This window comes from Roseomonas chloroacetimidivorans (genome assembly GCF_049629625.1).
GTDB lineage: Bacteria > Pseudomonadota > Alphaproteobacteria > Acetobacterales > Acetobacteraceae > Roseomonas > Roseomonas chloroacetimidivorans.
In genome coordinates this window covers 1-19,320 of the sequence record NZ_JBNBZS010000089.1, presented here as the reverse complement: position 1 = coordinate 19,320, position 19,320 = coordinate 1, and the positions used below count along the sequence as shown (strand labels likewise).

The following is a 19,320-nucleotide window of genomic DNA, read 5'->3' as shown; positions in this document are numbered from 1 at the left end:
GCGCTCCGCCAGGGCCGCCTGCCCGCTTCTTCACCACCTCAACCTGCACTGTCTTGCTGCGGCCATGGCTGAAGGACTGGCGCACGCTGCCAGCCTGCTCGGTCTTGCCGAGTTCCATCCGTCCGCCGGGACGTAGCGAGAGCCGCCCCTTGCCCTGATCCTGTCCGTTCTCGTCGCTCATGCGTTCGCCCGCGTTCGAGCCTTCCGTATCCAGCTTGCTATCCGCCACACTGATCTCCAACGCACCCATCCGAGCCCACTTCTCCGGGGCCCCGGGTGCCGGCCGCGCCATTCGGGCGGCCCATCATCCAAAACGCGCCATCAGGGGCGCGTATCCTTCAGGTCGCACCCAGGGGTAACCCTTTGGGGCGCGATCCCGTGGGGCAAGGGACATGATCCCTGGCCCCGCTGCCGTCTGGCCGCCTAGCGGCTCATCGCTTTTGCGTCACTGGCACGGCCGGCTCCCCTCCGCGCCGAGGGCGCGTTCCCTGCCTGCCGTCCTTCCGAGACGCCGGGCCTCCAGCGCCCTGGCGGGGCGCCGCATCATCAACACCCCCGCGGGGTGCCACCTTATCAGCGCCCCGACGGAGCGCCGTGTCCTGGGTACCCCGCCGGGGCACCCGATCGGAACCGCCCGCCTCGGGGCGGTCCGTCCTTAACCCATGTGGCATCGCCGGGGCGCCGGCACCAGGGCCCTTGCCCCGGCTTCCGCCCCGCTTTCCGCCACCACGCGCATTCCCCTCGCCGGGTTCGGCCGACAACAGGCCAGCCAGCCGCGCGGCCTCCATCCGGATGCCCTCGGCCAACCGGCCCGGCGCTACCGCCACATGCACCGCGTGATCGCGACCGAACACCGCACCTAGCTCCGCAGCCCCGAGCACCGAGACAACGGGAACCTCATGGCTCCCGACCAGCCTCGCCCGCTCCGGGGCGCTTCCATCCGACGCCTCGACCAACAGGGCGGCGCGGCCAGCCTGAAGCCATTCGCGCGCCTGCTGGAAGCCCACCACGGCCTGTCCCGCGCGTCGCGCGAGGCCGACCTGGTCCCGGATGCGCCGCCGGAGTCCGCCGACAATCGTTTCGCGAAGGTCGGGGATGGGGTGGACCGGGCCGCGGGCAGCCCTCGTGAAGGCCCCGCGGGTCAGGGCGCGTTCTAGCACATCGCCGCGCGCGCTCAACCACATTCCCCGCCCGGGCATGCGGCCGGCGAGGTCCGGCACCAGGACGCGGTCCGGGCCGAGCACGAAACGGATCATCGCCTCCTTCGGCAGGCTTTCCCGCGTCACCACACAGCGGCGAAGCGGGCCCTTTTCCTCAGGGTCAGGCAAACCGGCGAGGCCGGCTTGCCCTTCGGGCAAAGCTTCGGCCTGCCCGGCTTCAGGCGGTGTCTGGGGATCAGGCGCGGGCGTTGCCGTTCTCCTCGCCTTCGGTCTCGCTCTCGTCGGCCGTTTCGACTTCGCCGATACCCTCGGCGTCGTTCCCGGCCTCCTCGTCGAACTCGGCCTCGGCGGCCTCAGCAGCGGCGGCTTCGGCAGCGGCGGCTGCGGCAGCGGCGGCTGCCGCCTCGGCCGCAGCCTTCTCCTCCTCGCCGAACCAGCCGGCGCGCTGACGGGCCGCCATGATGATGGCGTTGGCCGTCTCCTCGTCCACGCTGTCGGTGCCGAGAATCTCGATCAGCTCGTCGGCCGCCAGATCGCCCAGGTCGTCGAGCGTCTTCACGCCCTTCTCGCCCAGAGCGACCATCATGGCCGGGGTGAAGCCGCCGGTCTCGCCCACCTTGTCGTCCACGCCCAGGGCGCGGCGCTTCTCGTCCAGCTCCTGGTCGCGGCGGTCCAGGCTCGCCTGGGCGCGGCGCTTCAGCTCGGCGGCGACGTTCTCGTCGAAGCCCTCGATGGAGGCGAGTTCCTCGTCCTCCGTCTCGATGATCTCCTCCAGGGAGGAGAAGCCCTCGGTCACCAGCAGGCCGGCGATCACGTCGTCCACGTCCAGCCCCTCGACAAAGAGGCCGGAGCGCTTGCGGAAGTCCTCCTGCCGGCGCTCAGACTCCTCAGCCTCGGTGAGGATATCCACGTCGAAGCGGGTCAGCTGCGACGCCAGGCGCACGTTCTGGCCGCGGCGGCCGATGGCCAGGGAGAGCTGGTCGTCCGGCACCACCACCTCGACACGGCGGCTCTCATCGTCGAGCACCACCTTCGTCACCTCGGCCGGGGCCAGGGCGTTCACGATGAAGGTCGCGGGATCCGGGGACCAGGGGATGATATCGATCTTCTCGCCCTGCAGCTCGGCCACCACCGCCTGCACGCGGCTGCCGCGCATGCCGACGCAGGCGCCCACGGGGTCGATGGAGCTGTCGCGGGAGATCACGGCCATCTTAGCGCGCGAGCCCGGGTCGCGGGCCACCGCCTTGATCTCGATGATTCCGTCATAGATCTCCGGCACCTCCTGGGCGAAGAGCTTCGCCAGGAACCCCGGATGCGTGCGGGAGAGGAAGATCTGCGGCCCGCGCTGCTCCTCGCGCACGTCGTAGATATAGGCGCGCACGCGGTCGCCGTTGCGGAAGGCCTCGCGCGGGATGGTCTCGTCGCGGCGCAGCAGGGCCTCGGCCCGGCCGAGATCGACCATGAGGTTCCCGTATTCGGTGCGCTTGACGACACCGTTGATGATCTCGCCGACGCGGTCCTTGTACTCGTCGAACTGCTTCTTGCGCTCAACCTCGCGCACGCGCTGCACGATCACCTGCTTGGCGGTCTGCGCGGCGATACGGCCGAAATCGATCGGTGGCAGCGGGTCAACGATGAACTCGCCGACCTGGATGCCCGGCTTGATCTTCTGGGCGATGCGGACAGGAATCTGGGTCGCCTCGTTCTCGACGGGCTCCTGGTCCACCACCTCGGTCCAGCGGGAGAGGCGGACCTCGCCGTTGCGGCGGTCGATGGTGGCGCGAATGTCCTTTTCCTGGCCGTACTTGGCACGGCCGGCCTTGGACATGGCCTGCTCCATGGCCTCGAGCACCTCTTCGCGCTCGATCATCTTCTCCCGGGCCACGGCATCCGCGACCTGGAGAAGCTCGGGGCGGGCGATGGCAACGTCCACGGCCATGGTCTCAGTTCCTCTCAGACGGGGGGCGCCAGCGCTTGGGGGCCTTCTTCGGGGCTCCCTCGGCTTCGCCCTCGGGTTCGGGCTGGGCGGTTGCGGCGATCAGCTCGTCCGTCAGCACCAGCTTGGCACGGCGGATATTGCTCCGCGGCAAGGTCACTTCGGCGCCCTCGTCCAGCTTCAGGCGCACTTCGTTGTCATCCGCCGAAAGGATGCGACCGCGGAAGCGCCGGCGGCCCTCCTGCGGGACGATCATCTCCACGGTCGCGACCTGGCTGACGAAGCGCACCCAATCCTTGGTGCGGGTCAGTGGCCGGTCGATGCCGGCGGAGGAGACCTCCAGGTTCCAGACGCCGGGGAAGGGATCGTCCACGTCCAGCACGGCGCCGACGGCGTGGCTGATCGCCTCGCAATCCTTGACGTCGATCAGGCTGCCATCGGCACGGTCGGCCATGACCTGGACGGTCGGGCGTTCCTTGCCCTGGATCTGCACGCGGACGAGCTCATAGCCCATCTGGCCGAGCGTCGGCGTGATGGCGGCTGCGATGCGGGCCTCGAGGCCCTCGTGCTGTGGTGAGTCGTCGCTCAAAAACGAAAAAAGGCGGCCCGCGAAGGCCACCCCCCTAATACGGCGGATTGTCTTGTAGGCCCTGATATAGCGATAGGGCGGGAGGAGAACAAGGTTTTCCGTCAGGCCCTGCGCCAGACCCACCAGCGGGGGGTCCGGCCCTCGCGCAGGGCCTTGGCCTCGTAGCGGGTGCGGGGCCAGCCCTCGGGATGGATGGTGTGGTGCTCGGCCAGGGTGAAGAGGGACTGGGCGCCCATCACCTCATCCACCCAGGCCTGGTAGGTGGGGTCGTCGCTGGCGATGCGCCACTCGGCGCCGGGGCGGAGCTTCTGTGCGAGAAGGGGAAGCAGGGCGGGGTGAACGAAGCGCCGCTTGCTGTGCCGCGCCTTGGGCCAGGGGTCCGGGAACATCAGGAAAAGGCGATCGAGGGCGCCGTCGGGCAGGGCCGCAAGAAGGTGGCGGGCGTCGCGGGGCCAGAGGCGCAGGTTGGGCGGCAGGGAGGCGGTGTCCTCCTCTCCCTCGGGGACGAGGTGGGTGAGGAGGGAGCAGAGGCCGTTCTCGAAGACCTCGGAGGCGATGAGGGCCACGCGGGGGTTGCTGCGCGCGAGTTCGAGGGCGTGCTCGCCGCCGCCGAAGCCGACTTCCAGCCAGAGGGACTCGGCTTCCAGGGGAAAGCAGGTACGGGGGTTGGCGGGGTCCGCGAGGGTGATCCGGGGAAGGGTAAGGTCGAGCAGGCGCTGCTGGCGGGGGCGCAGCGGGTGGCCGCGGCGGCGGCCGTAGAGACGGTCGGGGATACCCTCAACGGGGGGCGAGGGGCGGGTGGTATCGTAGGCCATTGGGGCACCCGGGAGGGGAAGGGCCGCCACGCAGGGGGATGCGCGGCGGCCCTTTCGGGGACTGTGGGGATCAGTCCTTCAGCCTCGGGGGAGGCTTGCCGGGCGGGGGAGCCCGGCGGGACTGAACCTAGGTTAACGAGAACAAAAAGGCAACCGATTCGTTCCTACCGGTTGAAGGCGCGCTTCAGCTCGGAGGCGAGGTCGGTGCGTTCCCAGGTGAAGGTGCCCTTTTCCGCATCCGGCGTGCGGCCGAAATGGCCGTAGCTGGAGGTGGGGACGTAGATCGGGCGGTTCATGTGCAGGTGTTCCCGGATCCCGCGGGGGGAGAGGTTCACCATTTCGCTGATGACCTTCACCAGCTTCGACTCGTCGACGTCCTTACCGGTGCCGTGGAGGTCGAAGTAGATGGACAGGGGCTTGGCGACGCCGATGGCGTAGCTGACCTGCATGGTGCAGCGGTCGGCCAGGCCGGCGGCGACGATGTTCTTGGCGACGTAGCGGGCGGCGTAGGCGGCGGAACGGTCGACCTTGGTGGGGTCCTTGCCGGAGAAGGCGCCGCCGCCATGGGGGGCCGCGCCGCCATAGGTGTCCACGATGATCTTACGGCCGGTGAGGCCGCAATCGCCGTCCGGGCCGCCGATGACGAAGGTGCCGGTGGGGTTCACGTAGATCTCGTTCTCGGCGGGCATCCAGCCCGGGGGGAGCGAGGTCTCGATGAAGGGGAGGACGAGGGACTTCACGTCGTCCTGGGTCATCCCCTCCTCATGCTGGGTGGAGACGACGACGCTGGTGGCGCCGACGGGCTTGCCGTCCACGTAGCGGAGGGTGACCTGGGACTTGGCGTCGGGCAGGAGGCCCTTGGCGGTGACGTCGCTGTTGCGGCGGGCCTCGCTGATCCGGCGGAGGATCAGGTGGGCGTAGTAGAGGGGGGCCGGCATCAGGTCGGGCGTTTCGCGGCAGGCGTAGCCGAACATGATGCCCTGGTCGCCGGCGCCTTCATCCTTGTTGCCGGCGGCATCCACGCCCTGCGCGATATGCGCGGACTGGGCGTGGAGGTGGCATTCGACGTGGGCGTTGCGCCAGGAGAAGCCTTCCTGGTCGTAGCCGATGTCGCGCACGGCCATGCGGGCCTTGTGCATCAGGAGATCGGCCGTGATGTCGCCGGGGCCGCGGGTTTCGCCGGCGATGACGATGCGGTTCGTGGTCACCAGCGTTTCGCAGGCGACGCGGGCGTAGGGATCGGCCTCCAGGAAGGTGTCGAGCACCGTGTCGGAGATGCGGTCCGCCACCTTATCGGGGTGGCCTTCGGAGACGCTCTCCGACGTAAACAGGTATTCGCCCTGATCGCGCATGGCTTGGTTCGGCCTCTTGTCGCGTGGATGGAAGCCGGGGCCGGGGAATCCGGGCGGCGCGACGGTTTCGCAACTGCGTGATGGGGGGTCAAGAAGCGCGGGGGGCGGGGCGGTCATGCCGGGATCAGGCAGCGGGGGATGCGGCGGCGGCCTTCGGCGGTGCGGAGGACCATGCGGGCGGCGCGCAGAAGAGGCACCTGGGCGCGGGTGAGCGGGCGATTCAGCAGCGATTTTATGAAGCGGTGGGCGAGTTCGGACAAATCCGGATCGGGGAGCAGCCAGGAGGGGCCGGGCAAGGCGTTCCGGAGGCCGAGACGGCGGGCCAGGGCGAGAACGGGCAGGCCGAGGATGCGGTAGGTGCGGCGGTGGCAGGCCGCGAGCCAATCGAGGAGGGATTTCAGGGCGCGCGGGGCGCGGCGCTTCGCGGCGAGGGTGAGGAGGCAGGACCAGACGCCGGCATGGGCCCAGCGGCGGAACTGGCGGTGCAGCGTGGCGGATGGGGTGTGGGGGCTGCGGAATTCGGACCAGGGGAGGTTGGCGGTGGCGGCCTGGAAGATGGCATCCAGCCGGACGCGGGGGTTGGCGATGGGGCGGCCCGGGCCGGTGAGAGGGAGATGGGGGGCCAGGGCGGCCCACTCGGCGTCGGTGAGGGGGGACCAGGGGCGGGAGTGGGGCATGGGCGGGGCTCCCTGGGAAGGCTCCGGCCATACAGGACTTTCATTCCATTTCCAAGGAATTTATGCCTTTATGCTGGCAGTCCGGGGCTGATGGTCGCTAGGCAAGCAGCGGCCAAACCGCTGCTCCGGGTAAGAAGCCAACACAGCGTATTCGGCAAACCGTCGTCCGCTCAGCGCCCAAGTCAGTCATCCAGGCGCCATGTTCGGCTCGCCGGAAGCGGACGGGGTATTTCGCGCCTTGCCGGCCGAGACAAGTGGAAGGCGCTATTCCTCCGGGACCGGGGCCGCCCTTGGATCCAACGGCGCGGCTGTCGGCGTGGTGCGCGGAAGCGACTGGAATGGGCCCTGCCGTTCCGTGGGCACCGGCGCGCGGGCCAACATGCGCCACAAGCCGAAGGCCAACGCCACCACCGCGGCGCCTGTAACGAAGACGAAGAGACCGGCAGCCCCGAGCGCCGACATGACCGCTGAGGCGATAAGCGGCCCGACCGTGGCTCCCGCCGAATAGGCCAGCACGAGGCCGCCGCTGGCTGCGATCCGGTCCTGCCTATCCAAATGGTCGTTCATATGTGCCACGCAGAGCGGGTAGAGCGTGAAAGCGAAGCCCCCGAATAAGGCAGTGGCGGCGAAGAGTACCGGCCAGTCCTCGCCTGTGAGGAGCGGTACGAGGGCGGCGGCAGCCACCAGCGCGGCCAGAGTGCCGATGATGACGCGGCGCCGGTCGAAGGCGTCTGAGAGCCGGCCCAGCGGCCATTGCAGCAGCACGCCACCCAGGATGAGAACACTCATGAATTGCGCCGCCCCGCCCGCATCGAGCCCGGCGGCGCCACGCGCGAAGACCGGGCCGAGGGAATAGACCGCGCCCAGCACCAGCCCGCTGGCGACCGTGCCCACCATGCCGAGCGGCGAGGCGGTGTAGAGGCGGCTCACCGGGAAAGAGGCCACGTTGGGCAGGGCGGGCGGTGCCTGCCGTGTAAGGGCCACTGGGAGGATGGCCAGCGACACCAGGACCGAAACCAGCATGAAGACGAGCGGCTGGCCCGGCCCCGCATCCAGCCCGAGCAGGAACTGGCCGGCCGCCTGCCCGAGATAGAGGCACATCATATACAGCGCGAGGATTTTGCCGCGTGTCGCCGGCCCGGCCTGCTCATTCAGCCAGCTCTCCACACAGATGAAGATGCCGGCCATGCAGAAGCCTTCGGCCAGGCGCAGCACTGCCCAGGGCAGAGGGTGGGCGATTAGCGGATAGGCAAGGGCGGCGGCCGAGACAGCCGAAGCGAAGGCCGCGAAGGCGCGTATATGCCCCGCCCGCAGGACAATGCGGTACGCCAGGAGCGAGCCGAGCGTCAGGCCGGCGAAATAGGCCGCCATGATCACGCCGATCGCCAGGCGCGCCGTTCCCAGTGCCTCGAGCCGGAGACTGATCAGCGTGGTCAGGGGGCCGTTGCCGGCCATCAGCAGGGCGACACTGGCCAGGAGGGAGGCAACCTGGCCGGTGCCGCCCCTGTCTACCGCCGGCGTTGTCCGGCCGGTCACCCCGCGCGCTCGACCGCCTGAAGGTAGTTCAGGTGCCGCTCGTACTGGCCCAGCACGTCGGCAATAAGATCCTCGCGGCGGTACCCCATCACATCGTAGTCCTGCCCGCCCTCGCGCAGGAAGACCTCGGCGCGGAAGTAGCGGTCCCGTCCCGTGGGCTGGGTGCCACGCTCGAAATAGGCGAAGCTCGGCAGCGCATAGCCACGGGCGCGGATCACGTAGCGGAACTCCGCCGGCGTGCCGGACATCGTAGTCAGGCGGATGCGATCCTCATCCTGCTCCAGTGCTGCCTCGATGCCGCGGGCGCGCAGTTCGGTGCAGACCGCCTCGAGTGCAGGTACCGCGACGCCGGACAGAAAGGCGAGAACCTCCTGGCGTGAGGGATGGTGCAGGATGGCATGGAGCTGCCGCTGCCAGATGCCGCCTCCAACCGGAGTGGCCGCCGACGGTGCTTGCAGGAAGGTCGTCCGCAGAACCTCAAGCCGCAGCGCCTTCAGCAGCCCGTAGCAGATGGCCACCATGACCACGGTGAAAGGCAAGGCGCTGGCGATGGTCGCTGTCTGCAGGCTTTGTAAGCCGCCGGCGAAGAGCAGCACCGCCGCCACCACGCCCGAGAGGATCGCCCAGAACACGCGCCGCCACACCGGCGCGTCCTCGGCGCCACCGGAGGTGATGGTGTCGATGACCAGTGCCGCCGAATCAGCCGAGGTGACGAAGAAGGTGACCACCAGCAGCGTCGCCAGCGCCGACGTGAAAGTGGCGGCTGGAAACTGCTCCAGGAAGGCGAAGAGCGCGAGCGGCACACTGCTCGTCACCGTCTCGGACACAGTCGTGGTCAGGCCGGATAGCTGGAAGTTAATGGCCGTGTTCCCGAAGACGGTCATCCAGAGAAAGGTGAAGCCGGTCGGCACGAAGAGCACGCCCAGCACGAATTCCCGGATCGTGCGACCGCGCGAGATGCGCGCGATGAACATGCCAACGAAGGGCGACCAGGAGATCCACCAAGCCCAGTAGAAGAGGGTCCAGCCCGCAATCCAGTCGCTCGGTTCGTAAGCGTAGAGCATGAAGCTACGCTCGAAGAAATGGTCGATATAGCTACCGGTGTTCTGAACTAGGGCGCGCAGCAGGAAGACCGTCGGCCCGGCCACCACGACGAAGAGAAGCAATAGGGCGGCGAGAAGCATGTTGAACTCGCTCAGCCGGCGGATGCCGGCGTCCAACCCTGCCACAACCGAGATGGTCGCCATCCCCGTGATCACGGCGATCAGGGTCACCTGTACCAGCAAGGCATTCGGGATTCCGGTCAGGTGGGTGAGCCCGGCGTTAATCTGCAGCACGCCGAGACCAAGCGAGGTCGCGACGCCGAAGATCGTTCCCAGCACCGCGAAGATGTCGATTGCGTGCCCGATCGGACCGTAAATGCGCTCCCCGATCAGTGGGTAAAGGGCGGAGCGGATCGTCAGCGGCAGGCCGTGCCGAAAACCGAAATAAGCCAGTGCGAGCCCGATGACGGCGTAGATGGCCCAGGCATGCACGCCCCAGTGAAAGAAGGTGATGCGCATGGCGGCACGCGCCGCCTCCACCGTTCCGCCACTGCCCACGGGCGGGGTGGTGAAGTGCATAACGGGCTCTGCCACGCCGAAAAAGACCAGGCCAATGCCCATGCCCGCGCTGAACAGCATGGCGAACCAAGAGCCGTAGGTGAAATCGGGCTCCGAATGGTTCGGCCCTAGCCGGACCCTGCCAAAGCTGCTGACCGCGAGGAAAAGCACGAAGAAGAAAAAGCCTGCCACGGCGAGAAGATAAAACCAGCCGAGATTGCCCATGATCCAGGCTTGCAGCGCAGTGAAGAGCGCTCCGAGGGCCTGTGGTGCGACAACGCCAGAAAGGACAATGGCAGCAATCAAAAGAGCCGAGATCACAAAGACGGGACCAAGCCTTCCTACGGGCCGCTCGCCGCGCGCGCGCTGTGCTGCATCGGGCATGCCTTCTTCCCTTCTGGTAAATAGTGTGGGCCTGCATAGACACTGGAACCGCGAATGACACGGGTTGACAGCATCATGTTGTAGGGAACGTCGGACAGACCGGACCTGGCTGGCAGATGAACGAATGCGACATCCCGGCAAACAACTTGCAAAAGACGAACAACTTAGAAGATGGAAATGCCAAGCCGGTTATCCCGTCAAAAGCGAGTATGTGGATGCTTCGCTTTGATGCTCGGCTCGCTGACCGGGTCTCACGTTCCGCGAAGGGCTGGCCGGATCCTGACCACCTGATACTACGGATAGCAGCTTCGTTCCTCTGGCCTTCCGAAAGCCGCTGTTTCGCTTTCGGCCAACACCGGACACCACATATTTCTGAACGAACGCGGGGTCTGGGGAGCGTGTTCGCTCCCCAGCCAGGGTCCGGGGGCGGCGCCCCCGGTGCTGTCAGGCGAGGATGAAGGGTGCCCCGCTTTCGGTGCAGACCGCCCTCACCTCTTTCACCAGGGTCCCCGTCATGGGGATTTCGTTCTGGCGGCGCTGGGCGGTGGTGTCATGCTCGGGGTCCCTGGGGATGAGGACGAGCTGGGCGGGGTCGATGGCGGGGGTGGCACGCATGCGGGCCAGCAGCTCGTCCAGGTCGTCCTGGAAGGCTTCACGGGTGCGGAAGGCGGCGGGGTCCAGCAGCAGGAATAAATGGGCGACGTTGCCGGTGCCGGGGCTGGCGCCGGAGAGGGTGGCGCAGAGGATTTCGACCATGAGGGCGAGGCCGTGGGTCTTGTGGGCGGTGGTTCAGCCTGCCGGTGCTTCCGCGTTGCTCAGGAGAATTCGTCTGAGGCGCGTTCCTTCTCTATCCCGGCCTTGCGGGTCAAGTCGCTTCTATCTCATCCGAGCAACTTCTCTCTTCTCTTCGATGCCGTCCTGATATCTGCTGTGCGCGGCCCATCCTTATTGCTCATCCTTATTGCTCTGCTGTTGCTGCGGCGTGGTCCCTGAGGTGACAGTCTTCTCTACGTGCTCAGCGCGATCGGCCGGCACAGGATGGGGTCGGTCAGGTGGCCCGGAGCGATCTCATCAGCGGTCTCTCACCGAGGTGGGACCAAACGTACCTGCGCTCTCGAGCCAGCCCGTCCCTCGCAGGACCCGCCACGGCGTGGCAGGGCAGCCGGGCCGCCGCTCAGGCAGCCTCGGCCTGCTTCGTCCAGCGGAAAGGCTCACCCGCCCGCCACATCGCATGCATCGTCACGGCCAGCCGGCGTGCCAGGGCCACTTTGGCGCGCCGTGCGCCTCGTGCCTTGGCCAGGCGCATGGCCCAGGCCTTCAGGGCTGACCAGCGGCCGCGTGTCATCATCGCGTTCGCGGCCACATAGAGCAGCCTTCGCATGCCGCGGTCGCCCATCTTGCTGATCCGTCCGCTGATGTTGACCTCGCCGGAACTGTACTGCCGAGGCGTGAGGCCGAAGTGAGCTCCGACCGTTCGCGACCGCTGAAAGCGCGCGGGGTCATCAACGCAGGCCTTGAACGATAGCGCTGTATGCGCCCCCACGCCCGGGATCGTCATCAGCAGGCGGCACACAGGGTCATGCTGGGCTGTGGTGACGATCTGCCGGTCAAGCGCAAGGATCTGGCGCATGATCGTCGCCCGAGCCTCCAGCAGGGGACGGATGATCAGGTGCAGGGCGTCCGATCCACCGATCCGCTCCAGGACATCCTCGGCAAAGCGGCTCCCGCGTGTTGGAAACTGGATCCCCTCGAGGCGCAGCAGGCCACGGACCGTGTTCTCCAGGGCAACCCTCTGGCCGTGCAGCGTCCCACGCGCTGTCAGCAGCATGCCCCGGCGCTGATTTTCCTGCGACTTGATCCAGACCTCGCGATAGGTCCTCACGCGCATGAGCTCGGCGATGCCTCGGGCATCATTGCGGTCGTTCTTGTTCCGAAAGCCCGCCTGCAGGGCGGCCGCCGCATGCCGGGCGTCGATACACACGGCAGGGTGTCCGAGCCTGCGCAGCTCCAGGCAGAGCCAGGACGACGTCCCTCCGGACTCCAGGCCGATGCGCTCGCAGCCGAACTCATTCTCCTCAAGAAAGCGGCTGATCACCTCCGGGTCGGTGGCCAGCTTGGCCTCCCTGACCACCCGTCCATCACCGTCCACGACGCAGAGCGCGGTCTGCTTCAGAGACACGTCCAATCCGCAATAGAGCATGGCACCGTCCTCCAGAGCTGGGGCATGAGGCTGGCGGGCCATCGCCAGCCCTCCCAAACCAGGCACCCCGCTCCGTCCAAACAAGGGCTCGCGGCTACGCCAGGCCGGGATACCCCATCTCATCCACTGAAGTAAGTTGATCGATTTCAGCGCGCATCCTCCCAAAGGATAATTTCGAGGAAAGAACGTCGGCGTTACTACGACTTCCTTCAGCGTTCCGAAGGGGGGAATGGATGTCGCTGCAGGTGGTGGATAGGCGGGAGGGCTTTCTGGCCCTCCGGCAAGATTGGAACGCCCTGGCGGACGGGCTTGGATCCCCTCTCCTGCGGCATGAACTTTTTGAAGCCATGATCGAGGCGCAGGCGGGGCGCCGTTCCCTTGCGATCTTTGTTCTCCGGAATGGCGGCGGGGCTGTTCGGGGCATCGCGCCGCTCCAGACAAAGCGCCGGTTTGGTGCGAGGCGGCTGGAGTTCATCAGCCATGGGCTGCATGAGCCGAACGGGTTCCTCTATGCGGACGAGGCGGCGCTGGAGGAGCTTGTCCGGCATGTTTTCGCGGCGAGGCTGCCGGTTCTGCTCAACAGGCTTGTCGAGGGCGGCACCGAGATGGCCTGCATCGAGGGGCTGGCGCGGGGCAGCCGGCGTTTCCGGTACACGGATGGCGGGACGATCCTGCGGGTGCCGCTCGATCCCGATTTTGCCGTGGTTGAGAAGGGGATTTCGGGCGATCGCCGGAGCAGCCTTCGCCGGCTTCGGAAGCGTGCGGATGGGTTCGGGAAGGTTGAGTTCCTTGCCGTTGTGCCCGGGCCGTCGGATGTCGATGGGTATCTGGATGAGGTGTTCCGGCTGGAGGGTTCGGGCTGGAAGGGGCGGGTTGGAAGCGCGATCCTTACCGATCCGGAGAAGGGGCGGTTTTTCCGGCTTTACGGGCGGGCGGCGGCCGAGCGGGGAATGCTGCGCCTTTTCTTCATGAGGCTGGGCGGGGAGGCGATCGCCGCGCGGTTCGCGATTGCCCATGCTGGCCGGCTCTGGGATCTGAAGATCGGGTATGACGAGCGCTGGCGTTCGTGTTCTCCCGGAATTCTCCTGACGCAGGAGACGTTGCGTCATGCGTGCCGGGAGGGGCTGGTTGCGCATGAGTTTCTGGGCATGGCTGCCGATTGGGAGCGGATCTGGCGGTGCGAGGAGCGGCGGTGCCGGACGTTGCGATATTATCCGGTTTCCGCCGTGAGCCTGGTGCGTCTGGGTGGCGAGGCCCTGGATCTTGCGGGGCGGCGGCTCGGGCGGATTTTGGGTTCGGTACGGGCAAAAGGGAAAGCGGTGGGCGGCCATTCCCCGCAGGAGCCCGGGCGGATTCAGCCGGCCTAGCGGAGGCCTGCGGCGGGGATGGCAGGATGGTGTCGGCCGACCGTGTGGAGGTGTTTTCCTGGGCTTGATGCTTGGTTCCGGGGTGAGGGCATCCCCGGCTGAGAGGGACTCCAATCCGCAATAAAGTTACAACGCGCGGCGGTCGCACATCATTTATTGAGCCAATCTTACGCCTCAAGTGGAATGTTCGGCTTGCAGGATGGTTCCCGCCGAGGTGTCCTAGCAGCCGGCGTCATTCGCCATGCCGCACTGGCTCGTATCCAGGTCAGCTTGGCGTCTGGCGTGGCGGAGGACGTGCCATGCTCGTCAGTATCATCATCGGCAACTACAATTACGGCCACTTCGTTGCCGAGGCCATTGAGAGTGCCCTAGGTCAAAGTTACCGGGATATCGAGGTCATCGTGATTGATGACGGATCGACCGATCATTCGCGCGGCGTGATTGATCGTTTTGGAGACCGCATCAAGAGAATCTATGTCCGGAATGGCGGCCATGCGGAAGTCTTCAATATCGGCTTCCGGGCCTCCAGCGGCCAGATCATTTGCATGCTGGATGCGGACGACTATTTCTTTCCGTCCAAGGTCGAGCGCGTCGTATCGCTGTACCGGGACCATCCAGAGGCGGAGTTCGTGTTCCATGCCTTGAACCGGGTTGATGCCACGGGAGCTGTCCTGGGAAGGGAGCCGAGAACGGCCAAGGGCCAGATGATCGGGCACCAGAAATCCCGCTTCTTTCATGCTCCGCCCACCACGGGCACGACCTATCGCCGCGAATTTCTGGAGAGAATTTTTCCCGTTCCCAAGCCGGCCTTCATGGGGGCGGACAACTTCACCAAGTTCGCGGCCATGGCGACAACGCAGGGCTATTACTCGCCCGAGGTGCTTGGCGTTCTCCGGCTCCATGGCTCGAATCATGGCAGCATGGGCATGCCGGTCGAGAGACTTCTTCCCCATGATGCAGGCATTGCCTTGGCGTTGCATCAGAGGCTTCCGCATCTCCGGAACACGGAACGGCTCATGGGGATCTCGTTTGCGCGGTACTGGCTTCTCAGGCCGAGAAGCGCTCGCGTCAGGGAAATGCTGGACGAGTATTTATCGGGTTTGCCGATCTCCCGTCGCATCAGGCTGTTCTCTTTTGCGCTGCTTTTTTATCTGAAGCGCCGAGTACGCGGAAATAGCTGATCACGGTCGGGAAGCTGCGGGCGCGCTTGTCATGACGAACTGAAAGGCGAACACGGGGTCTGGGGAGCGCGGTCGCTCCCCAGCCGGGGTCCGGGGGCGGCGCCCCCGGTGCTGTCAGGTGAGGATGAAGGGCGCGCCGCTTTCGGTGCAGACCGCCCTCACCTCTTCCACCAGGGTCCCCGTCATGGGGATTCCGTCCTGGCGACGCTGGACGGTTGTGTCGTGCTCGGGGTCGCCGGGGATGAGGACGGGCTGGGCGGGGTCGATGGCGGGGGTGGCGCGCATGCGGGCCATGAGCTCGTCCAGGTCGTCCTGGAAGGCTTCGCGGGTGCGGAAGGCGCCGGGGTCCAGCAGCAGGAAGAAGTGGGCGACGTTGCCGGTGCCGGGGCCGGCGCCGGAGAGGGTGGCGCAGAGGATTTCGACCATCAAAGCGAGGCCGTAGCCCTTGTGGGAGCCCTGTTCGCGGGTGCCGCCGAGGGGGGCGAGGCGGCGGGCTTCGACGGCGCGCGTGGCGTCGGTTTCGGGGCCGCCTTCGGGGTTGATGGCCCAGCCGGGGGGGAGGGTTTTGCCGGCGCGGCGGGCAATGTTGAGTTTGCCATAGGCGACGGTGGTGGTGGCCATGTCCAGCAGGACGGGGCGGGCGGGGTCGCGCGTGGGGACGCCGAAGGCGATGGGGTTGGTGCCGAGGGCGGGGGCGGTGGCGCGGGGCGGGACGGCGAGGTGGCTGGAGTTGGTGAGGGAGATGGCGATCAGGCCGTGATCCGCGGCCATGCGGGCATACCAGCCGGCGGCGCCGTAGTGGTTGGAGTTGGTGACGGTGGCGGCGGCGAGGCCGAGTTGCTTCGCTTTCTCGATGGCGGCGCGGGTGGCGAAATGGGCGGGGACGTGGCCGATGGCGTGGTGGCCATCGATCAGGAGGGCCGGGCCGTGGTCGTTGATGATTTCGGGCTTGGCCTTGGGGTTGAGCCGGCCTTCGGAGAAGAGGCGCTGGTAGAGGGGAAGCATGCCGACGCCGTGGGAATCGACGCCGCTGAGGTCGGTGTCGACCATGATGGTGGCGGCGGTGTTCGCGTCTTCCTGTGACATGCCCCAGGTGGTGAAGACGGCGATGAGCTGGCGGTGGAGGAGTTCGGCGGAGACTGTAATTCCGGTGGGCGTGGGCATGGTGTTGCGGCGTTCCCCTGTGGTGTGGCGGGGATAGTGAACCGCGGGGCGGGGCTGTCCAGGGGGGCGGTGGAAATGGAACGAGGGGCCGCGCGGGATGGCGCGGCCCCTCGTGTTTCTGGTCAGGGCCGGAGGTGCCGGCCCTGGCTTCGGATCAGGCGGCGGCCTTGATGGCGGCCTTCTTCACGTCTTCGCTGACCGCGCCGGCGAAGGTTTCGAAGTTCTTCTCGAAGCGGGACTGCAGGTCCTTGGCCGTCTTGTCGTAGGCGGCCTTGTCGGCCCAGCTCTCGCGGGGGTTCAGGACCTCGGACGGGATGCCCTCGACGGCCTTGGGGATGGCGAGGCCGAAGAAGGGCTCGGTCACGAACTCGGCCTTGGCCAGCGAGCCATCGAGCGCCGCGCGGAGCAGGGCGCGGGTGTGCTTGATGGACATGCGCTGGCCGGTGCCGTAGGCGCCGCCGGTCCAGCCCGTGTTGACCAGCCACACCTGGGCGCCGTCACGCTCGATCAGTTCGGCGAGCATCTTGCCGTACACCTCGGGGTGACGCGGCAGGAAGGGGGCGCCGAAGCAGGTGGAGAAGGTGGCCTGCGGTTCCTTGCCGAGGCCCTTTTCCGTGCCGGCGACCTTGGCGGTGTAGCCGGACATGAAGTGGTACATGGCCTGGGCGGGGGTGAGCTTGCTGATGGGCGGCAGGACGCCGAAGGCGTCGGCGGTCAGCATCACCACGTTCCTGGGGAGGCCGGCCATGCCGTTCGGGACCGTGTTCGGGATGAACTCGATCGGGTAGCAGGAGCGGGTGTTCTCGGTGAGGGAGCCGTCTTCCAGGTTCAGGTTGCCGCGCTCATCGGCGACGACGTTCTCGAGGACGGCGCCGAAGCGGTGGGTGGCGTCCCAGATCTGAGGTTCGGCTTCCTTGGAGAGCTTGATGACCTTGGCGTAGCAGCCGCCTTCGAAGTTGAAGACGCCGTGGTCGGTCCAGCCGTGCTCGTCGTCGCCGATCAGGGCGCGCTCGGGGTCGCTCGACAGCGTGGTCTTGCCGGTGCCGGAGAGGCCGAAGAAGAGCGCCGTGTCGCCGTTCTTGCCGACATTGGCGGAGCAGTGCATCGGAAGCACGCCCTTGCCCGGCAGGATCCAGTTCATGACGGTGAAGATGCTCTTCTTAATCTCACCGGCGTAGGAGGTGCCAGAGATCGCGATGATCTTCTTGGCGAAGGAGAGGGCGATCAGGGTCGTAGAGTTGGGGCGGCCGCCATGTTCCGGCTTCGCTTCCATCTCCGGGGCGTGGAGGATGACGTAGTCGGGCTCGAAGGAGGCGAGGTCTTCCACCGGCGGACGGATGAACATGTTCCGGGCAAACATGGCGTGCCAGGCATTGGTGGTGACCAGGCGCACCTTGATGCGATAGGCCGGGTCGGCGCCGGCATAGAGGTCCTGCGTGAAGAGTTCGGGCTGGCTGCCGAGATAGGCGCGGACATCGGCGGTGTAGGCGTCGAACTTCGCGGGGTCGAGCTTCTGGTTGACCTTGCCCCACCAGATCTCGTTCGTGACCTCGGGATCGTCGGCGACGAACTTGTCGGCGACGGAGCGGCCGGTGTGGACGCCGGTGACACCCATGAAGGCGCCGTCCGCGGAGAGCTTGCCTTCGCCACGGCGCATGGCGTGGGCGGTCAGGCCGGGGGCGGTGAGGTTGGCGTGGACCGTGGCGGTGGCGGGGACGCCGGTGCCGGACAGGGCGCGGGCGGTGTTGAGTTCGATCATGGGGGGTAGTGGGCCTCCGGCTAGCAGCGGCCCCTGGGCGTCAGGGACCTAAGCTTAACAACCGGGAGGATAGGCCGGTTCGTCGGGCGAAAATACGTCAAATTTGGGATTCGGCAGAAGTAACCAGACCGTTACTTAAGCCATCTCGGCACGCCTCTATGCTGCATTGCACTTAACATAGGCGTGTGTGGCGCGTTCTGATGCAGGATCGTTCCAGGCGAGATTGATGCCCCGCAGCGGGCTGTGCTGGCGTGGTAATGGGGGCGAAAGATCTGGAGGATCGTTCATGCCCCGCTTCCCCCGTCGCACCGCGCTTGCAGGCGCAATTCTGTCGCCGTTTGCCGGTGCACGCGCCGCCTTGCCGGATCGTCCGTTGCGAATCGTGCTCGGGTTTCCGCCGGGGACGGGGCCGGATCTGGTGGCACGGCTGCTGGCGGATGGAATGAGGGAGGCGCTGCCGGCGGGAATCGTGGTGGACAACAAGCCGGGCGCGGCGGGGGCCATCGCGGCGCAGGAGGTGGCGCGCGTGGCACCGGCGGATGGGTCCACGCTGCTGCTGGGGGAAGTCGGGCAGCTCGCGATGGCGCCGAGCACCTATGCGCGGCTGCCCTATGATCCGGCGAAGGATTTCGCGCCGGTGGCGGAGATCGCGGCGGCCGACTTCGCCTTCGTGGTGCCGGCCAGTGTGCCGGCGGGGACGATGGCGGATTACCTGGCCTGGGCGAAGGAACGGCCGGCGCTGTTCCTGGGGACCTTCGGGGCGGGGACGCCCGGGCATTTCGGGGCCTCGATGCTGGCGGCCAATGCCGGGCTGAAGGCGGAGGCGGTGCATTTCCGCTCGACCGGCGATGCGATGTCGGCGGTGCTGAATGGCAATGTGCAGGGGATGTTCGGCACGGTGGCGCTGGTGGCGCCGCAGGTGCGGGAGGGCAAGCTGAAGGCTCTGGCGACCACGGGGCCAGAGCGGTCCTCCCTGCTGCCGGGGGTGCCGACCATGGCGGAGCTGGGACGGCCGTCGCTGGGCTTCGCCGCCTGGTTCGGGCTGGTGGCGCCGGCGGCGACGCCCGATTCGGTGCGGGCGGAGCTGGAGGCGGCGGTCCTGCGGGCCCTGGCCGCGCCGGGCTTGCGGGGGCGGATGCAGGAGGCCGGGTTCCGGGTGGCCGGGAATGGGCGCGAGGCCTTCGGCAAGCTGATGCGGGACGAGACGGCGCGCTGGGCGGATGTGGTGCGCGCGACAGGGTTCCGGGCCATCGAGTAGGAAGGGGGCCGGGGAGGTATCCCCGGCCCCCTTCCGATGAAGCTGCTGCGCTGATCCAGCCTTGATCAGGTGAAGAGGAAGTCGTCGACCGAGAGCTGGGCGGTGGTGATGCCGGCGAGGAACAGCGTGCCGTTCTCGCCGATCTCGTGCCCGTTCAGCAGCACGCCGCCATCCATATCGGTCGCGATCGACTGGATCAGGGCGGTCCGCTCGGCCGGGGTGTCGAGCGAGGCCGGGATCAGGGCGTCATCGATCACGAGGTGGTCGATGCCGTCCTGGAAGTCGGTGATGGTGGCCGCGTAGAAGGCCTCCGGCGTCAGGACGAAGCTGTCCGCCCCGGC

General features: G+C 67.2%; 16 protein-coding genes and 1 pseudogene. 3 read left to right on the top strand and 14 right to left on the bottom strand.

Annotation, left to right across the window (positions count from 1 at the left end; genetic code table 11):
* The 11 genes and pseudogenes from ACO1BU_RS30940 to ACO1BU_RS30890 form a co-directional block, all read right to left on the bottom strand.
* Positions 1 to 181 (bottom strand): translation initiation factor IF-2 associated domain-containing protein (locus ACO1BU_RS30940; RefSeq protein WP_424139803.1); only part of this gene is annotated, 181 nt, incomplete at its 3' end.
* 250 nt (positions 182 to 431) lie between these two features.
* Entirely contained in the window at positions 432 to 1,328 is an 897-nt protein-coding gene (locus ACO1BU_RS30935) for an RNA-binding protein (RefSeq protein WP_424139802.1), read from the bottom strand.
* 67 nt (positions 1,329 to 1,395) lie between these two features.
* On the bottom strand, positions 1,396 to 3,099 hold the full coding sequence (gene nusA, locus ACO1BU_RS30930) for a transcription termination factor NusA (RefSeq protein WP_424139801.1): 1,704 nt from the start codon (positions 3,097 to 3,099) through the stop codon (positions 1,396 to 1,398).
* Positions 3,100 to 3,103: 4 nt separating this feature from the next.
* Positions 3,104 to 3,715, bottom strand: coding sequence for a ribosome maturation factor RimP (rimP, locus tag ACO1BU_RS30925; RefSeq protein WP_424139804.1), 612 nt, complete (start codon positions 3,713 to 3,715; stop codon positions 3,104 to 3,106).
* 71 nt (positions 3,716 to 3,786) lie between these two features.
* The gene (trmB, locus tag ACO1BU_RS30920) at positions 3,787 to 4,500 is read right to left on the bottom strand and encodes a tRNA (guanine(46)-N(7))-methyltransferase TrmB (protein ID WP_424139800.1); all 714 of its coding nucleotides are present in this window, start codon (positions 4,498 to 4,500) and stop codon (positions 3,787 to 3,789) included.
* 164 nt (positions 4,501 to 4,664) lie between these two features.
* Complete coding sequence (gene metK / locus ACO1BU_RS30915; RefSeq protein WP_424139799.1) at positions 4,665 to 5,852, bottom strand: methionine adenosyltransferase; 1,188 nt, start codon at positions 5,850 to 5,852, stop codon at positions 4,665 to 4,667.
* 113 nt (positions 5,853 to 5,965) lie between these two features.
* Entirely contained in the window at positions 5,966 to 6,529 is a 564-nt protein-coding gene (locus ACO1BU_RS30910) for a transposase (RefSeq protein WP_424139798.1), read from the bottom strand.
* A gap of 264 nt (positions 6,530 to 6,793) precedes the next feature.
* Entirely contained in the window at positions 6,794 to 8,065 is a 1,272-nt protein-coding gene (locus ACO1BU_RS30905) for an MFS transporter (RefSeq protein ID WP_424139797.1), read from the bottom strand.
* Positions 8,062 to 10,050: a BCCT family transporter gene (locus tag ACO1BU_RS30900; RefSeq protein WP_424139796.1), complete on the bottom strand. Its 1,989-nt coding sequence runs from the start codon at positions 10,048 to 10,050 to the stop codon at positions 8,062 to 8,064. Before ACO1BU_RS30900 ends, ACO1BU_RS30905 begins: the two co-directional genes overlap by 4 nt.
* Positions 10,051 to 10,494: 444 nt before the next feature.
* Positions 10,495 to 10,821 (bottom strand): annotated as a pseudogene (locus ACO1BU_RS30895) (Ldh family oxidoreductase); the annotation flags it as partial.
* 403 nt (positions 10,822 to 11,224) lie between these two features.
* Positions 11,225 to 12,292, bottom strand: a complete 1,068-nt coding sequence (locus ACO1BU_RS30890; protein ID WP_424139795.1) for an IS110 family RNA-guided transposase — start codon at positions 12,290 to 12,292, stop codon at positions 11,225 to 11,227.
* A 191-nt stretch (positions 12,293 to 12,483) separates the two neighbouring features.
* Between ACO1BU_RS30890 and ACO1BU_RS30885 the strand changes: the two genes are divergently transcribed.
* Both ACO1BU_RS30885 and ACO1BU_RS30880 read left to right on the top strand, forming a co-directional pair.
* Entirely contained in the window at positions 12,484 to 13,617 is a 1,134-nt protein-coding gene (locus tag ACO1BU_RS30885) for a GNAT family N-acetyltransferase (RefSeq protein ID WP_424139794.1), read from the top strand.
* Positions 13,618 to 13,916: 299 nt separating this feature from the next.
* On the top strand, positions 13,917 to 14,798 hold the full coding sequence (locus ACO1BU_RS30880) for a glycosyltransferase family 2 protein (protein ID WP_424139793.1): 882 nt from the start codon (positions 13,917 to 13,919) through the stop codon (positions 14,796 to 14,798).
* A 114-nt stretch (positions 14,799 to 14,912) separates the two neighbouring features.
* On the opposite strand, the gene ACO1BU_RS30875 is transcribed toward ACO1BU_RS30880, so the two are convergent.
* Both ACO1BU_RS30875 and pckA read right to left on the bottom strand, forming a co-directional pair.
* A complete protein-coding gene (locus tag ACO1BU_RS30875; protein WP_424139792.1) occupies positions 14,913 to 15,962 on the bottom strand; it encodes an Ldh family oxidoreductase in 1,050 nt (349 codons plus the stop codon).
* A gap of 154 nt (positions 15,963 to 16,116) precedes the next feature.
* A complete protein-coding gene (pckA, locus tag ACO1BU_RS30870; protein WP_424139791.1) occupies positions 16,117 to 17,721 on the bottom strand; it encodes a phosphoenolpyruvate carboxykinase (ATP) in 1,605 nt (534 codons plus the stop codon).
* Positions 17,722 to 18,007: 286 nt separating this feature from the next.
* Between pckA and ACO1BU_RS30865 the strand changes: the two genes are divergently transcribed.
* Complete coding sequence (locus ACO1BU_RS30865) at positions 18,008 to 18,979, top strand: Bug family tripartite tricarboxylate transporter substrate binding protein (protein WP_424139790.1); 972 nt, start codon at positions 18,008 to 18,010, stop codon at positions 18,977 to 18,979.
* Between the two features lie 65 nt (positions 18,980 to 19,044).
* On the opposite strand, the gene ACO1BU_RS30860 is transcribed toward ACO1BU_RS30865, so the two are convergent.
* On the bottom strand, positions 19,045 to 19,320 hold a 276-nt coding region (locus ACO1BU_RS30860), incomplete at its 5' end, for a hypothetical protein (protein ID WP_424139789.1).

Excerpts from the sequence above, each read along its gene's own strand:
- nusA (WP_424139801.1), bottom strand. The coding sequence starts at position 3,099 with ATGGCCGTGGACGTTGCCATCGCCCGCCCCGAGCTTCTCCAGGTCGCG.
- trmB (WP_424139800.1), bottom strand. The coding sequence starts at position 4,500 with ATGGCCTACGATACCACCCGCCCCTCGCCCCCCGTTGAGGGTATCCCC.
- metK (WP_424139799.1), bottom strand. The coding sequence starts at position 5,852 with ATGCGCGATCAGGGCGAATACCTGTTTACGTCGGAGAGCGTCTCCGAA.
- ACO1BU_RS30910 (WP_424139798.1), bottom strand. The coding sequence starts at position 6,529 with ATGCCCCACTCCCGCCCCTGGTCCCCCCTCACCGACGCCGAGTGGGCC.
- ACO1BU_RS30900 (WP_424139796.1), bottom strand. The coding sequence starts at position 10,050 with ATGCCCGATGCAGCACAGCGCGCGCGCGGCGAGCGGCCCGTAGGAAGG.
- ACO1BU_RS30890 (WP_424139795.1), bottom strand. The coding sequence starts at position 12,292 with ATGGCCCGCCAGCCTCATGCCCCAGCTCTGGAGGACGGTGCCATGCTC.
- ACO1BU_RS30885 (WP_424139794.1), top strand. The coding sequence starts at position 12,484 with ATGTCGCTGCAGGTGGTGGATAGGCGGGAGGGCTTTCTGGCCCTCCGG.
- ACO1BU_RS30880 (WP_424139793.1), top strand. The coding sequence starts at position 13,917 with ATGCTCGTCAGTATCATCATCGGCAACTACAATTACGGCCACTTCGTT.
- ACO1BU_RS30875 (WP_424139792.1), bottom strand. The coding sequence starts at position 15,962 with ATGCCCACGCCCACCGGAATTACAGTCTCCGCCGAACTCCTCCACCGC.
- pckA (WP_424139791.1), bottom strand. The coding sequence starts at position 17,721 with ATGATCGAACTCAACACCGCCCGCGCCCTGTCCGGCACCGGCGTCCCC.
- ACO1BU_RS30865 (WP_424139790.1), top strand. The coding sequence starts at position 18,008 with ATGCCCCGCTTCCCCCGTCGCACCGCGCTTGCAGGCGCAATTCTGTCG.